Below are 13,926 nucleotides of genomic sequence, written 5' to 3' on the forward strand. Positions count from 1 at the left end.
CAGATTAAAATTAAGTATTTTTGTCTAAAATTTTAGCCATGGAATTGATCCTAAAATACTTCCCAAATTTAACGGAAAACCAAATTCAACAATTTTCAGCTCTTAAAGCGTTGTACATGGATTGGAACAGTAAAATCAATGTCATTTCTCGTAAGGATATTGAAGAGCTTTATCTTAGACATGTATTGCATTCTCTTGGTATTGCCAAGGTTATGCAATTTTCCAATGGCTCATCTATCTTAGATGTTGGTACTGGAGGTGGATTTCCTGGTGTTCCTTTAGCTATATTATTTCCAGAATGTCAATTTCATCTGGTAGATAGCATTAATAAAAAACTAAAGGTTATTAATGCTGTTGCAGAAGCGATAGAGCTTACAAACATCAAAACAACACATAGTAGAGTAGAAGCCATTGACGAAAAATTTGATTTTATTGTGAGTAGAGCCGTTACTTCTATGCCTGAGTTTACCACTTGGGTAAAAGGAAAAATTGCTAAAACCCAGCGAAACGAATTAAAAAACGGCATTCTTTACTTAAAAGGAGGCGATTTAACCGAAGAGTTAAAACAGTATAAATCCGTAAAAGCATATTTATTATCGGATTATTTTGAAGAGTCATTTTTTGAAACAAAAAAAGTGATTCACTTACCACTAAAGTTTAAGTCTTAAATATGCTATAAAATGGGTGTTGGTCGTTTTCAGTACTATAAATACCCTGAAAACAGGGTAATTTGTTATTAAGAATTTATAGAATTTTACATCGTAATAAACCGACACAAATATGTCTAATCCATTTAAAAAAATCACAAATAACGCAGCCAAGAGTAAAAATTCAATGTATAATACAGAAGCTCATAGCGAAACTACTGTTAATACGAGAGACTGCGACACTTGTGGTGCACCTAGACCAAAAAAAACGGATTTATCAATATGTAGTTATTGTAAAACCTCTTTTATGGATATAGGAACGGTTATAAAATCTGATAATTAAAATGGACAAAAAGCAAGAGTTAATTAATAAATGGGATGCCTTTCTGTTAAAGATTGAGAATAGGTTTACCGATTCTTTAAACCATGCCAAGGAAGCAAGCGTTGCTCAATTGGAAGAATCAGATTACGACTTTGAAACTACAATGCGTGGCTGGCAAGGTATGAAAGCACAAATTAGGAAGTTAACCGATAAGATAGATGAGGTTTGGGATGAAAAGGTAGAGCCTCAAATGGAATCGGTAGGCGATTTTGCCTCGGATGAATATACAAAAGGGTCTAATTTAAATGATAAACTTGAAGAGGATTTACAACGCTTTGAACGCCAGTTAGAAGGCGAACTGTCACAAATATTTTACGATCATGCTATTAAAGTTGCAGATAAAAAACACAATTGTACACAGTGTGATGCAGAGATACAAATTAGAAACGACCTTTTTAGAGCACAATATATAACCTGTAGTTTTTGTAATACAGTAAATACGATTGCACCAGAAGCTAAGTTTTTAAAAGTAGGTTGGGGAATTGTAGACAATATTGCAAAAGTAAAAACACAGACAGAATTTGATGCTATGGAAGCGGCAGTAGAAGCGATTAGGCTTCATCGTGGGCAAGCTCCAGAATCGTATTGGGAAACCTATAAAAAAGCACATTCAGAATATTGGGATCGTTTTTTTAAAGCCCGAATAACGCTAAATTCAGAACTACAGAATCGTTACGAAGACGATATTAAGCGAAAACAGAAAGAATTTGATAATTATAAAAAAATACAAACAACTTAAAATCATGGAAAAAATAAATGGAGTTTCTTTTGAAGATTGGGGAGCAGCTTGTGGAAATATAGCTCAAGGTATGCAAGAAGATGAGGTGTGTAAAATATTAGGCTTAGAATTACCAGTATGGCAACAAACTAACGAAGCTTGGGGCGCGAAATTAGGCGATATTATGGCCGAAGATATGACCGTAGCGACAACATATGCTGGTTTTTTTACAAACCCTAAAGTTGGTAAGTTTTCGGGAGTATCTGGTGGAAATAGCTTAGATACATTGTTAGAACAAGTACCGGATTACGATGCATTTCAAAAAATATTTTGGCACCAATCAGTGGCTTCAGAACAAGGAATGGATGCTGCAGCAATTTTAGAACAATATAATTTTAATTTACATGATTGGAGCAGTATAAGTATGCATTACAGTACTTGGTTTCATAATTATGTTAATCATGAAAGTGCAGAATACGAAGCCAACTATAGAGAAACATCTGCAATTTCAGATAAGTGGCAGAACTACTGGAAAGAGAATTTTAAGTCGGATGGTGTAGATTTAGCTGAAGATATAGATTTCTAAAAAATAAAAGTTATGGGTATTTTAAATCAAATGCGTTCAGTAATTCAGTGGGAAAGCCCTCAGCAATACCAGCTGTTTTACAAATTTACAGATAGAGGTGATGAGCTAAAAAATGCTTCAAAACTTATCTTACAAGAAGGGCAAGGTTGTGTCTTTACTTACGAAGGTAAAATAGAAGGTGTTTTTGATGAAGCAGGAATTTATGATCTAAAAACAGACAATAAACCTTTTATTACAACTATTAAAAAATTAATGAATGCTTTTGAGAGTGAGCACAAAACAGGTATTTGGTTCTATAGAAAGGTAGATATGCTCAATATTCGTTGGGGAACTCGTATTCCTATTACTTACAATGATCCTGTTTATGCATTTCCTGTTCACTTACGAGGCTATGGAAATTATTCATTAAAGATTACAGAGCCTAAAAACTTTTTTATCAATGTTTTGGCTGGTCAGTCCAACTATTATGTTGATGAATTACAAGAGATTTTCTTAAGTCGTATCACGCAACCCATTTCTAATTATTTGGCGAATGCAAAATTCTCTTATGCAGAAATTGATAGTAACATTGAAAATATAGCTAGAGAAACCCAAGAGCGAACTGTACAAATTTTTGAAGAATTAGGCTTTCAATTATTAGATTTTAGAATAGAAGGTACATCTTTTGATAAAGACACTAACAAGAGGATAGATGAGATAAGTAACATGCAAGCAGAGGTTAAGGCCGCAAATATTGCAGGTGTAGACTATGCAGAACTTCAGAAATTAAAAGCTATGCGAGATATGGCTAAAAATGAAGGAATGGCAGGTACAAGCATGGGTATGTTTGCAGGTATGAACATGGGAAATACTATGCAAGCAAATACTTCAAACGAAAAAAAGGAATCTGCAGCCATTGATATTAGATCTAAGCTAAAGGATTTAAAAGCCTTATTTGAAGATGAATTAATTTCTGAAGAAGAGTTTTTAGCAAAGAAAAAAGATTTATTAGATAGCATGTAATTTGCTATACCACCACAAACCAAATTAAAATGAAGAATACAATAATATTACTATGTATAATTTTGGGTGCAGTGCTAAATATTAGCGCTCAGCAAGACACTATTTATTTCAGTATAGACTGGAAGGAAACCGTAAAGGACAGTGCCGCATTTTTTCGTCCTCCTATAAAAAAAGAAGGTGATTTATATCGCATTGAAGACTTTTATGCCTCTGGTCAGCCTCAAATGAGTGCTTTATCTAAAAGTGAAAATAATACCTTGTTTCATGGTAAAGTAACCTGGTATAATGAGGATGGTACTGTATCTCAAAGTGGTAATTATGTAAACAATAGATTGAATGGAGAATTTATATCTTTTCTCAACAATAAGAAATTGACGGCTATTTATAAAGATGGCTATTTTGTTGAAGGTGAAAGTAATAGAGGTAATGCAGCAAGTCGAAATAGCTTTTATACTGAAATAAAAAATGATACTATATTAGAGATTGTTTATGATGGAGATATAAAGGGTATTCGTTATGAAACGTATAGTTTAAAAAAAGGGGGACGTTTTCTCTCTAAGTATTACGACGATAAAGGTAAGCTTATTTCAGAATTACGAAGTACACGAAACGGTTATCAAAAGGGTAAAGCAGTGTATTACTATTACTACCCTATGCGTGTAAAACAAATAGCGCATTATCCTTTTGGTCAATTTCTCACTGAATCATTTTACTATAGAAATGGACAAGTAAGAACTGAATTTGAGCAAAAACCAGAATTTAAGAAAAGTTTTTATACACCAAATGGAGACCTTTTAGGTCGTATAACATATATTTTAGATAACAATTACTTAAAGCCAAATAACGGAACTGAATTCAAGTTTTTTTATAGTAGTAATAAAGATGCTGAAGGAGTAATAGTATCTAAAAAAGTATACAAAGACACTAAACTACAAAGCGAAGAGTTTTACTATGAAAATGGTCAATTAAAAACGATCAGTACCTATAACGATGGCAAAAAGGAGCAACAAGTTAGTTATAGTGAAAACGGAGAAGAAATTGCGCGTATGAGCTATAAAGACTATTATCCAATTACAGGTACTGAGATCATTGGTGATAAAAAATCAATATATAAAGATGGTGAATTAATAAAAGAAATTAATGTTTATCATAATACCGACATTGTTTTTAGTGAAAAAACGCAAGACAAGGAAACCTACTTTGATAAGGAAGGACGAGTTTTAGGGATCTTAAATATTGAATATCAAAATAAATTTGGAAAACCTTTAAACGGAAAACGATTTTATCCTGGCTATGATATAGATATTTCTAGTATTGAAACTTTTGAAGATGGCCACATTAAAGAAAAAACATCGTTTAAGCCTAAAGTGTTAGAAGATAAAAAAATAGAAATATATAAGCGTACGGAAGTTTATAAAAGTGGTAGTTATGAAAAGGAGAGGGAAATTGTTTACTATAGCAATGGGTCTAAACAAAGTGAAATAACCTATAAGTCATACAATAAAATTATCGGAAATTTTTATAACGATAAAGAAGAGCTTATCGGTACCTATGACTATGCTAAAAAGGATGGTGTTTTATACGAGTTTTTTTACGATTCTGATGAAGTACAGCTCATGAAAGAACAGGACAATGGCAAATTAATTAAGTTAAAGAAATACGACTATGAAAACTATAGAAGTTACGAAAAAGTAAATCCGGTATTAATAGAAGATATCGATGTATCGTGTTGTGCAGCGACTTATTTAAAAAATGGAGACGTATTTTCTAAAGCAACTTTTAAAGATGGAACACCATGGAATGGAACTATATATGATTTTGGTTTGCGTGAAATGATGACTATAAAAAATGGTTTAAGAGAAGGTGCGTATAAAAAGTATAGCTATGGTCAAACTCAAATAATAGAGGAAGGGCAATACGCTAATAATAAAAAAGAGGGTGTTTTTAAATCGTACAATTATCTAGGGAATGTACAAAGTACAGAAACTTATGTAAACGATCAATTAAATGGAAAAGCCGTTTATTTTAATGATAAAGGAGAAGAGGTTTCATCCTTAATTTATAAGGATAATAAGCCATTTGAAGGTAAAAAAACAACAGATGCAGGTAATTATTCAAAGCCAACTGAAGAAACCTATAGTAATGGATTTTTAGTTGAAAGAGTGTCATATGATGATAACGGTAAACGTATTACCAAGTTTGAAAATGGACAGGAAATAGAAACTGTAGCTTATCATGTTGATTCTAACAAAATGCGATTGAAATACACTGTAGAAAATATGTATATCAACGGAGACGTCGTTAGATACGATGAAAGCGGAAAAGTACAAAACAAAGCAGTTTTTAAAAATAATAAATTAGAATCAGGTGTTGTTTTCATTTCTGGATCGATCACCTATGATAATAATGTAAAATACATGGTTTTAAGTAAGCAGTCAGATCAATTAACGATAAAACTAATAGGTCATAATGATGAAACGATATTTTACGCAAAGGAGAATATAAATGCAGGTAGTAGGGCAAACTATATTAATAAACTAGGCATTTATCTAGATAATATATCACCCAAATCATTGTATTAATAGGGGAAATAAAAAAACCGTTTGAAATTAGTCAAACGGTTTTTTTATTCAAGCTAAAGAAATATTTATTCCTTAATTATTTTTTTTGTTATTGTTTGCCCTGCTTCATTAGTAAATCTAATAATGTAAGGTTGAGCAGATAAATTTGCTACATTGATCGAATCTCTGCCAGAAGTAACATTGGTCTTTTTAACACTGCGTCCAAGTAAATCAAATATTTCAACTGATAAATCTTCGTTAGAAGAAACCGTTAATTCGTCTTTAGTACTTGTAGGATAAACTTCTAAATTTGAAAATTCAGATTCTTCAATATTTAAGCTAGAGTCGTAATTATATGTAACACTTAATGGTGTACCTATGGTATTTCCACTAGCATCAAATGCTTGAAATCTAAAGGTCCAACTCATTGCAATTCCAGAAGTGCTTTGGTTCCAAAAGTCATTCCCAGCACTATTTGTAGAACCAGCAGCAATTAATGCAGGTGTGCTTGGGTAACCACTATTTAATGAAATGCTATTTAAACAGATACCATTAAAACATAATTGAAAATCTGACCCGTCTGAGTTAATCATTTCATCTACAAAAATTCGCATGTAAATATCAGATCCAGAAGTGTTTGTTACTTTGAATTTCCAATTGTAATCAGCAGTAGTATCTGTACCTGATTCTGAAAAGGAAAGAACTTGTCCGTCGGTGACAATACTATCATCACTTTTATCTCTCACTTCAAATTGCGCAGACGACAATAATGAAGTTAGGACTAAACTCATAAATAGTAATTTTTTTTTCATAGTATTTTGTTTTAGATGATTGAAAATCAAATATAAGATTTTATTAAATTAATTAAAAAAGGGAAGGCTTAAAAAATGAGCTTCCCTTTTCTGTTATTAGTAATATGTTATGTTATTTAGAAACTATAAATTTTGAACTATAAGAGTTAATACCATTATTAATCGTTAACATATAGTGACCTGCGTTTAATTGTGATACAGGTAATTCAATATTTTGGTTGCCAAAAACACCTTCAAAAGCGGTGTTAATTACACGACGTCCTAGCATATCAGTAACTGTTATGTTATAATTACCGTTGCCTGCTTCAATTCCTATGTTTAGTTTGTCAGTTGCAGGATTAGGATATAGTTTAATAGAATCAATTCCTGAAACTTCTTGTACACTTAACGCTTGTGCAACAGTACTTTGATATGCACCCAATACCGTTCCATCAGTTTGATTGATAAGTACAACGTTAATATGTAAATTATCTTGGTTGCTTGAAGCAGGTATCGTGTAATTAAATGTATAAGAAGCACTGTCTCCATCATTAATAACTGCAGGAACAGAACCTGCTTCACCACTAAAACCACCTAATAATGCAATTCCTACGTGGTCATATACCATTTGTGATGCTGGTACAGGATCAGGTAAGTTTCCGTAATTTCCAGGAGCAGATGGGTCACCAGAATAATAATTAACTTGAGCATAACCAGAAGCTGTACCCGTCACGCCATCTTCAGAAATTATAACCCCAAATCTATATTCAGTATTACTAAAATTTGTATAGAATGATGCATTCGCTGTAATAACTAAATCATTTCCAGTTTGTGTTGCACTTGTACTAACATCAACAGGAGTTATTTCATTAATTCTTGTATTATAATCATTTTGCAAACTTGCCTGACTTGGGTAAACTTCTAGCTTACGGTCTGTTACTCCACTAGGATAACCGCCTATATAAGGGTTTATACCTGCATCATAAGCTGGCAGTGCCATTGGATCCGAATTATGTACAGCAATACCAATTACAGTATTAGGGTAGGTTGAAGTCATGTAGTCCATGCCTACTGCTCCATTAGGACAAAATCCACACCATGTACCTGTAGCTTCTTCAATTAAAATCCTTTTTGTTCCAGGTTGAGATACTGTATTGAATTTAGCATCTGCAACATTATCTGTAGGATTTTCATCGTTAGAGCCATTGACCATACTTATTGTTATGTCTATGTCTTTTTCTTCTACGGTAGCATAATTTACCATCATTGGATGGTTGATTGTAACTGTTTCTCCTGGTGCAATGTTTGTTGAAATTGTAGAAATATGATCTGTTGTGCCATCATTCCAGTTAATATCTAATGAAGAAATGGCAATTGATCCATTATTTTTTATATCAAGAGATAATTGATTGTCGGTAGATAAAACACTAAATCTATTAAGATTAACAGCTTCTATTTTTGCATCTCTATCTACAGGAATACTGATTTTAATATCATCAATCATCATAGAATTCATGTCAAAAGTATCATGATGACGGAATGTTAAATAAACGATTTGTCCAGCAAATGAAGAAATGTCTATTGCATTCGTTTGTCTAGATGACGGCATTGTTAATGTTTCATTGTGAATAGGTGTTGCTGCTTGAATGGTAGCTAAGTCGTTAGCAGTAGTAATATAAATAGAATATTGTTCTGCGTGATATGGTGCACCTTCAATGGTACCATAAGCATATGCTAATTGTAAGCCTGTCGCTGCTGCATTTGTTAAATCAATGGCACTTGAAACGATGTAATTATTAGGAGATAAACCTCCTGTTGCACTAGTCCATGAACGAGAAACTAATGTGGCATCAAAATCTGCGATATATGCAGACCAATCCATTACAGACCATACATAGGTGTCGCCATCCGAATCATAATTTGTCCAATCTGAAATATCATAATCAGAAAAATCATCGGCAAAAAAAGTTTGTGCTGTGGCTAACTGCGTCACAGTAAAACATAGCAAAAATAAGTGTGTAATTTTTTTAATCATAGTTGGAAGGATTAATTAAAGTTTTGTTAAAATTGATGTTTCAAGATAACCAAATGCTTAGTTCAGACAAAGTTATGAGATAAAAAAAACGATATTTGAAAACAAATATCGTTTAAGTGTACTGTTTTATAGATATAATTAAAAAGCAACGGTAAGGTTTGCACTTAGACCTGTGTTTTCTGGTACAAATCTACAAACACCTCCAATACAGATAAGTCCTCCACGTTGTCTTCCGTAATTTAATCCTAATCTTGTATTGCCTTTACTGTAACTGCCACCTACACTATAGTAATGAATTTTATTGAGGCCTCCATAGTTCCAGTTGTCAGCTGCGTATAATGCAAAACGGGTAGAAAAATTGTATTCTACAACGCTAGCAGCCCAGTTTTTACGATCATCTTCGCTCCATAAATGTTGTGCAACTAAACGTAACGCTTTCCCATTATCAAAACGTCGTGTAGTTTCTAGGACGCCAATATTGGCTAAAATAGAACTATTGCCTAAAGGACCGCCTTCTACAACACCTTTGTCTACGATTACATTTTGATAGGTTAATACAGAGCTCCATTTTTTAGACCATTTCTTCTTAATTTCTAAATTAAAATCCCTAAATAATTGATGACCTTTTCCTATAAATTTTGCTTTGTACCAACGGTTTTCAATATTGTACTCTGCATCTAAACCGCCCCAATAAGAGAAATTGGCGGCTAGTTTTGTGCCATATTTTCCACCTAAACTTGTGCCTTTTTTAAAGGAGTAATAGAGGTCAAATTGAGTCCCTACCTCACCAGAACGTTGGTCAAAAGATTCTATAATTAATCGAGGTTGTGCATTGTACACGTATATGTTGGTTAATAGATAGTCTTGTTGTTTTGTAAGACCAGGTACATAATTAAGGACTTGTTGATTGTAAACATTACCTTCTGCCAATCGATCGGAATAAAAACTAAAATTTTCTAATCGTCTAAAAGTGGCATTAATACCTAAACCTTTTTTAGCATAACCAGCGTTTACCTGTAAGGCTGTTCCGTCATAAAGTTTATTAGATGAGAGTACACCTTCGTTGGCAATAGCATCTGGATCTTTAATTATGGCTTCTACACCAGCGTAAAAATTATCAATAATGAAATCTAAGCGTCCGCCATAGGCACCAACTGTAGAAGGTAACGCTTCATTTCCACTGGTATCTTGGTTTCTGGCCACATAACTTGCACCAAACTGAATATCTATGGCTTCAATATTTAAAGCACTACTTAGATTTAAATCTGCATCTAAACCTTGAATTGTACCTGCAGACTCTTCAAATCCATGACGTTGTTTTCCAAAAACACCTTTCAACCTTAAGTCTTTTGTGATATCTAGTTTAATATTAAGCCCCTTTAAGGCATTATTTAAACCAAGTTGTCGGTCTTCCCATGATCTTAAAATTAAGCCACTTCCAAATTGTTCGTAAAAATAGCCACCAGTAATATCAAGACTTTCATCTTTATAATTGAAGTAGTAGGTAGCAACCTCATTTTGGTTATCAAAAATTGGGTCGTAACCTAATAAAGCAGACGGCAAATACGATTCGTATTGTACACCTGCCGTAAAATTGCCTAGGTTATAATTTAGTAGCACATAATTATTTGCTCTAAACTGGTCGTCTGGAGCTAAAAAATTAATGCCTTCGTCTGTTTGTAACCATTGAGAATTAGACTCTAATCCACCATAAAAATTACCAGTTTCTTGAGCATTAATAAAATAAATATTTGAAAATAGCGTAGCTAGAATGCATAATTTTTTCATCATAACTTAGTTGTTAGCAGTAAAAGGTAATAGGATTTAGTTATTTAGAGAGCTCCTTAATTTTTTCATATAATTCTGATTCCGCACCAGGACTATAACCAGAGTGTTCATAAACAATTTTACCGTCTTTTACTAAAATAGTCAACGGAATACTTGATGCATTTAAGGCGCGTTTTAAATCGCTATTGGTATCTAATAAAACTGTATAATCCCAATCTTTACCGTTTACTAAAGATTTTACACGTTTTATAGTTCTGCTATCATCAACAGAAACAGCTAAAAGTTCTACGTTAGTTTCGTCTTGCCATTCTTCGTATACATCATTTATGGCATCTAATTCTTTTAAGCAAGGAACACACCAAGTAGCCCAAAGGGATACAATAGTAATGCCATCAGCGTTTGTAGCATCTTTTAAGTTAATAGCTTTACCTTCTAAAGTCGTTAAGTCTGCATCAGGAAGATCATTTTGTGCTATAGCTGTAAAGCTAAACAATGCAAAGCAAAAAAGTACAAGTAGTTTTTTCATAATTAATTATTCGGAAGTTGATTCACAATATTAGTTAAATTTTTGTCAATTGTATAGTTGTTCTAAAAATTAATTAAATTAGCGAAAAACAATACACAATTACATATGATGTCAAAAAAAGTGCCAAAGCTATTTTTATGCTTGTTTACAATCTTATCCCTTTCTTGTAGCAAAACAGAAGAAAACGTGCCATTAACAACACCAACGGCTCAGATTGATGTAGACAAATTGGTAAGAAAGGCATCTTTAATTAATCAAGACATACCATTTCGTATTATAAATGAGGTAGGAGTTGATGTCACAGATTTAGCCACCTTTTACGTAAATGACGAACCCATTGTAGGATCTTCATTTTCATCGGCTAGTATTGGTGTGTTTGAAGTTTACGGTGTCTACATGGAAGATGGTGTTGAGGTTACAACAAATACAGAAAGCTTTAATGTTATAATTCCGAAAAGGAAAATCGTTGTAGAAGACTATACAGGTACATGGTGTGGCTTTTGTCCTAGAGTTTCTGCAGCATTGACATCATTACATGCAGAAACTGATGATATCACAGTAATTGCTATCCATGAAACCGCAAATAGTTTTGAGGATCCTATGCATTTTGGACCAATACAAATCTTAAAAGATGCATTTGATATTGAAGGTTTTCCGGCAGCTAAAATTAATAGAACTGTAAATTGGCAGAATCCTCATGTTAATTCTGATGTAACAAGTATGGCAGGCTTAGATACAAATTTAGCTCTAGCAATTAATTCTGAATTGGTAGATAACGAATTAACGGTACAAGTTAATGTGGTTTTTGAAGAAGGGTCTGCAGCAGGTGATAAATTAGTTGTTTATTTATTGGAAGATGGAATAATAAACGATCAGGTTAATTATTACAACGAAGATAGTACAAGCCCTTTTTATAATATGGGAGATGTTATTCCTGATTTTGAACATAATGAAGTTTTAAGAAATTCTTTATCTAGTGTATTAGGTGATGCCATTCCGGCTACGGCAGCATTAACAGAATATATAACGTCGTTTACGTTTACAGTGCCAGATGATTATGTTGTGGAGAATTTGAGTATAGCAGCAATGGTTGTGGGTGAAGATAATTCTGCAAAGAACTCTCAGTTTGCGCATATAGATGAAGACAAAGCTTACGAGTAGAAAAGAAGTAATTAGACGTAAAGAGCGTTATGTCGTTTAGAGATAAAAAAAATCCTTAGAATTACTTTCTAAGGATTTTTTTGTTATAGTCATTTATATTTATTCACCTAAAAAAGGATATCTATAATCAACTGGAGAAACAAACGTTTCTTTAATTAACCTTGGCGATACCCAACGTAATAAGTTTTGAGCGCTTCCAGCTTTATCATTTGTCCCTGAGGCTCTTGCGCCACCAAATGGTTGCTGACCTACAACAGCACCTGTTGGTTTGTCATTAATATAGAAGTTACCTGCACAATTTTGTAACGCTTTAGTCGCTTCTTCAATCGCATAACGACATGTAGATAATATAGCACCTGTTAAAGCGTATTCACTAGTTTCATCAACTAATTTTAACGTTTCAGAATATTGGTCTTCATCATAGACGTAAATGGTCATAACAGGACCAAATAATTCTGTAGACATCGTTTCGTACTTTGGGTTAGTAGTCACAATCACTGTAGGCTCAATAAAATAACCTTTAGATTTATCGTATCCTCCACCAACGATAATTTCTGCGTCGTTAGATGCTTTTGCTGCGTCTATGTATTTAGCAAGTTTGTCAAAAGAACCTTCGTGTATAACCGCAGTTATAAAATTACTCATGTCTTCTGGAGACCCTTGTTTAAATGAGTTTACATCTTCAATAACAAAGTTTTTAACTTCTTCCCAAATGTTGCTAGGAATATATGCTCTAGAAGCTGCACTACATTTCTGTCCTTGAAATTCAAAAGCACCACGAGAAATAGCTGTTGCTACTTGTTTAGGTACAGCAGATTTATGAGCAACGATAAAATCTTTTCCTCCTGTTTCTCCAACAATTTTAGGGTATGTTTTATAAGTATGGATATTGTTTCCGATTTGTTTCCATAATTCTTTAAAGATAAAAGTAGAACCAGTGAAGTGTAAACCAGAAAAATCTGGACTAGATAAAACCGTTTCAGTAATCATAACTGGATCTCCAAATACAACATTAATCACACCATCTGGTACACCTGCTTCTTTAAAAATATCCATGATGATTTTAGCAGAATAAACTTGGCTGTCACTTGGTTTCCAAACGACAACATTACCCATTAATGCCATGCAAGCTGGTAAGTTTCCTGCAATTGCTGTAAAGTTAAACGGCGTTACTGCATATGTGAATCCTTCAAGAGGTCTATATTCTACGCGATTCCATGCATCGCTTGTACTTTCTGGTTGTTCCATGTAAATGTCCGTCATAAACTGAACATTAAAACGTAAGAAATCTATAAATTCACAAGCCGCATCAATTTCTGCTTGGTGTATGGTTTTAGATTGTGCAATCATAGTTGCAGCATTAATTTTGGCTCTGTAAGGACCAGCAATTAATTCAGCAGCTTTTAAGAAAATACCTGCACGTTGTTCCCATGGCATTTGAGCCCAAGATTTTCGAGCTTCTAAAGCTGTGGATATAGCATCTTCGACATGATTCTTTTCTGCTACATGGTATTCTCCAACAATATGTTTGTGATCGTGTGGCGGAGACATAGTTCTAGTGTTACCCGTTTTTACGTCTTTACCGTTGATGTACATTGGGACTTCAACTTTACTGTTAAACATGGTTTTATATGTTTCTTTTACAGCTTCACGTTCTGGAGAACCAGGTGCGTAAGACTTCACAGGCTCATTGACTGCTACAGGTACATTAAAGAATCCTTTTCCCATA

12 protein-coding genes are annotated in these 13,926 nt (G+C 33.4%); 7 read left to right on the forward strand and 5 right to left on the reverse strand.

Annotated elements, in window-relative coordinates; genetic code table 11:
* Nucleotides 1-38 precede the first annotated feature (38 nt).
* From rsmG to HNV08_RS12450, 6 genes are all read left to right on the forward strand, one after another.
* Complete coding sequence (gene rsmG, locus HNV08_RS12425) at nt 39-668, forward strand: 16S rRNA (guanine(527)-N(7))-methyltransferase RsmG (protein WP_173281652.1); 630 nt, start codon at nt 39-41, stop codon at nt 666-668.
* 112 nt (nt 669-780) lie between these two features.
* A complete protein-coding gene (locus HNV08_RS12430; protein WP_173281653.1) occupies nt 781-990 on the forward strand; it encodes a hypothetical protein in 210 nt (69 codons plus the stop codon).
* Nucleotide 991: 1 nt separating this feature from the next.
* Nucleotides 992-1,768 carry a hypothetical protein gene (locus HNV08_RS12435; RefSeq protein ID WP_173281654.1) on the forward strand — a complete coding sequence of 259 codons (777 nt, stop codon included), beginning with the start codon at nt 992-994 and terminating at the stop codon, nt 1,766-1,768.
* Between the two features lie 4 nt (nt 1,769-1,772).
* Nucleotides 1,773-2,333: a DUF6620 family protein gene (locus HNV08_RS12440; protein WP_173281655.1), complete on the forward strand. Its 561-nt coding sequence runs from the start codon at nt 1,773-1,775 to the stop codon at nt 2,331-2,333.
* A gap of 12 nt (nt 2,334-2,345) precedes the next feature.
* Nucleotides 2,346-3,335, forward strand: a complete 990-nt coding sequence (locus HNV08_RS12445; RefSeq protein WP_173281656.1) for an SPFH domain-containing protein — start codon at nt 2,346-2,348, stop codon at nt 3,333-3,335.
* Between the two features lie 29 nt (nt 3,336-3,364).
* Nucleotides 3,365-5,917, forward strand: coding sequence for a toxin-antitoxin system YwqK family antitoxin (locus tag HNV08_RS12450; protein WP_173281657.1), 2,553 nt, complete (start codon nt 3,365-3,367; stop codon nt 5,915-5,917).
* Nucleotides 5,918-5,982: 65 nt separating this feature from the next.
* Here the strand turns inward: HNV08_RS12450 and HNV08_RS12455 are convergent, their stop codons facing one another.
* The 4 genes from HNV08_RS12455 to HNV08_RS12470 all read right to left on the reverse strand — a co-directional run bounded on the left by HNV08_RS12455 (nt 5,983) and on the right by HNV08_RS12470 (nt 11,036).
* Nucleotides 5,983-6,708: a T9SS type A sorting domain-containing protein gene (locus tag HNV08_RS12455; RefSeq protein WP_173281658.1), complete on the reverse strand. Its 726-nt coding sequence runs from the start codon at nt 6,706-6,708 to the stop codon at nt 5,983-5,985.
* Nucleotides 6,709-6,820: 112 nt separating this feature from the next.
* Nucleotides 6,821-8,722 (reverse strand): T9SS type A sorting domain-containing protein, encoded by a 1,902-nt coding sequence (locus HNV08_RS12460; protein WP_173281659.1) that lies wholly within the window; start codon nt 8,720-8,722, stop codon nt 6,821-6,823.
* Nucleotides 8,723-8,860: 138 nt separating this feature from the next.
* On the reverse strand, nt 8,861-10,513 hold the full coding sequence (locus tag HNV08_RS12465; RefSeq protein WP_173281660.1) for a DUF6029 family protein: 1,653 nt from the start codon (nt 10,511-10,513) through the stop codon (nt 8,861-8,863).
* A 37-nt stretch (nt 10,514-10,550) separates the two neighbouring features.
* Complete coding sequence (locus HNV08_RS12470) at nt 10,551-11,036, reverse strand: TlpA family protein disulfide reductase (RefSeq protein ID WP_173281661.1); 486 nt, start codon at nt 11,034-11,036, stop codon at nt 10,551-10,553.
* A 105-nt stretch (nt 11,037-11,141) separates the two neighbouring features.
* Here HNV08_RS12470 and HNV08_RS12475 point away from each other — a divergent pair, with 105 nt between their 5' ends.
* Nucleotides 11,142-12,197, forward strand: coding sequence for an Omp28-related outer membrane protein (locus tag HNV08_RS12475; RefSeq protein ID WP_173281662.1), 1,056 nt, complete (start codon nt 11,142-11,144; stop codon nt 12,195-12,197).
* Nucleotides 12,198-12,296: 99 nt separating this feature from the next.
* Here the strand turns inward: HNV08_RS12475 and pruA are convergent, their stop codons facing one another.
* The gene (pruA, locus tag HNV08_RS12480; protein ID WP_173281663.1) at nt 12,297-13,925 is read right to left on the reverse strand and encodes an L-glutamate gamma-semialdehyde dehydrogenase; all 1,629 of its coding nucleotides are present in this window, start codon (nt 13,923-13,925) and stop codon (nt 12,297-12,299) included.
* Nucleotide 13,926 lies beyond the last annotated feature (1 nt).

Source organism: Winogradskyella eckloniae (genome assembly GCF_013249045.1).
GTDB lineage: Bacteria > Bacteroidota > Bacteroidia > Flavobacteriales > Flavobacteriaceae > Winogradskyella > Winogradskyella eckloniae.

Coding starts and splice junctions, on each gene's coding strand:
- HNV08_RS12470 (WP_173281661.1), bottom strand. CDS start 11,036: ATGAAAAAACTACTTGTACTTTTTTGCTTTGCATTGTTTAGCTTTACA.
- HNV08_RS12445 (WP_173281656.1), top strand. CDS start 2,346: ATGGGTATTTTAAATCAAATGCGTTCAGTAATTCAGTGGGAAAGCCCT.
- HNV08_RS12455 (WP_173281658.1), bottom strand. CDS start 6,708: ATGAAAAAAAAATTACTATTTATGAGTTTAGTCCTAACTTCATTATTG.
- HNV08_RS12450 (WP_173281657.1), top strand. CDS start 3,365: ATGAAGAATACAATAATATTACTATGTATAATTTTGGGTGCAGTGCTA.
- HNV08_RS12475 (WP_173281662.1), top strand. CDS start 11,142: ATGATGTCAAAAAAAGTGCCAAAGCTATTTTTATGCTTGTTTACAATC.
- pruA (WP_173281663.1), bottom strand. CDS start 13,925: ATGGGAAAAGGATTCTTTAATGTACCTGTAGCAGTCAATGAGCCTGTG.
- HNV08_RS12465 (WP_173281660.1), bottom strand. CDS start 10,513: ATGATGAAAAAATTATGCATTCTAGCTACGCTATTTTCAAATATTTAT.
- rsmG (WP_173281652.1), top strand. CDS start 39: ATGGAATTGATCCTAAAATACTTCCCAAATTTAACGGAAAACCAAATT.
- HNV08_RS12460 (WP_173281659.1), bottom strand. CDS start 8,722: ATGATTAAAAAAATTACACACTTATTTTTGCTATGTTTTACTGTGACG.
- HNV08_RS12435 (WP_173281654.1), top strand. CDS start 992: ATGGACAAAAAGCAAGAGTTAATTAATAAATGGGATGCCTTTCTGTTA.
- HNV08_RS12440 (WP_173281655.1), top strand. CDS start 1,773: ATGGAAAAAATAAATGGAGTTTCTTTTGAAGATTGGGGAGCAGCTTGT.
- HNV08_RS12430 (WP_173281653.1), top strand. CDS start 781: ATGTCTAATCCATTTAAAAAAATCACAAATAACGCAGCCAAGAGTAAA.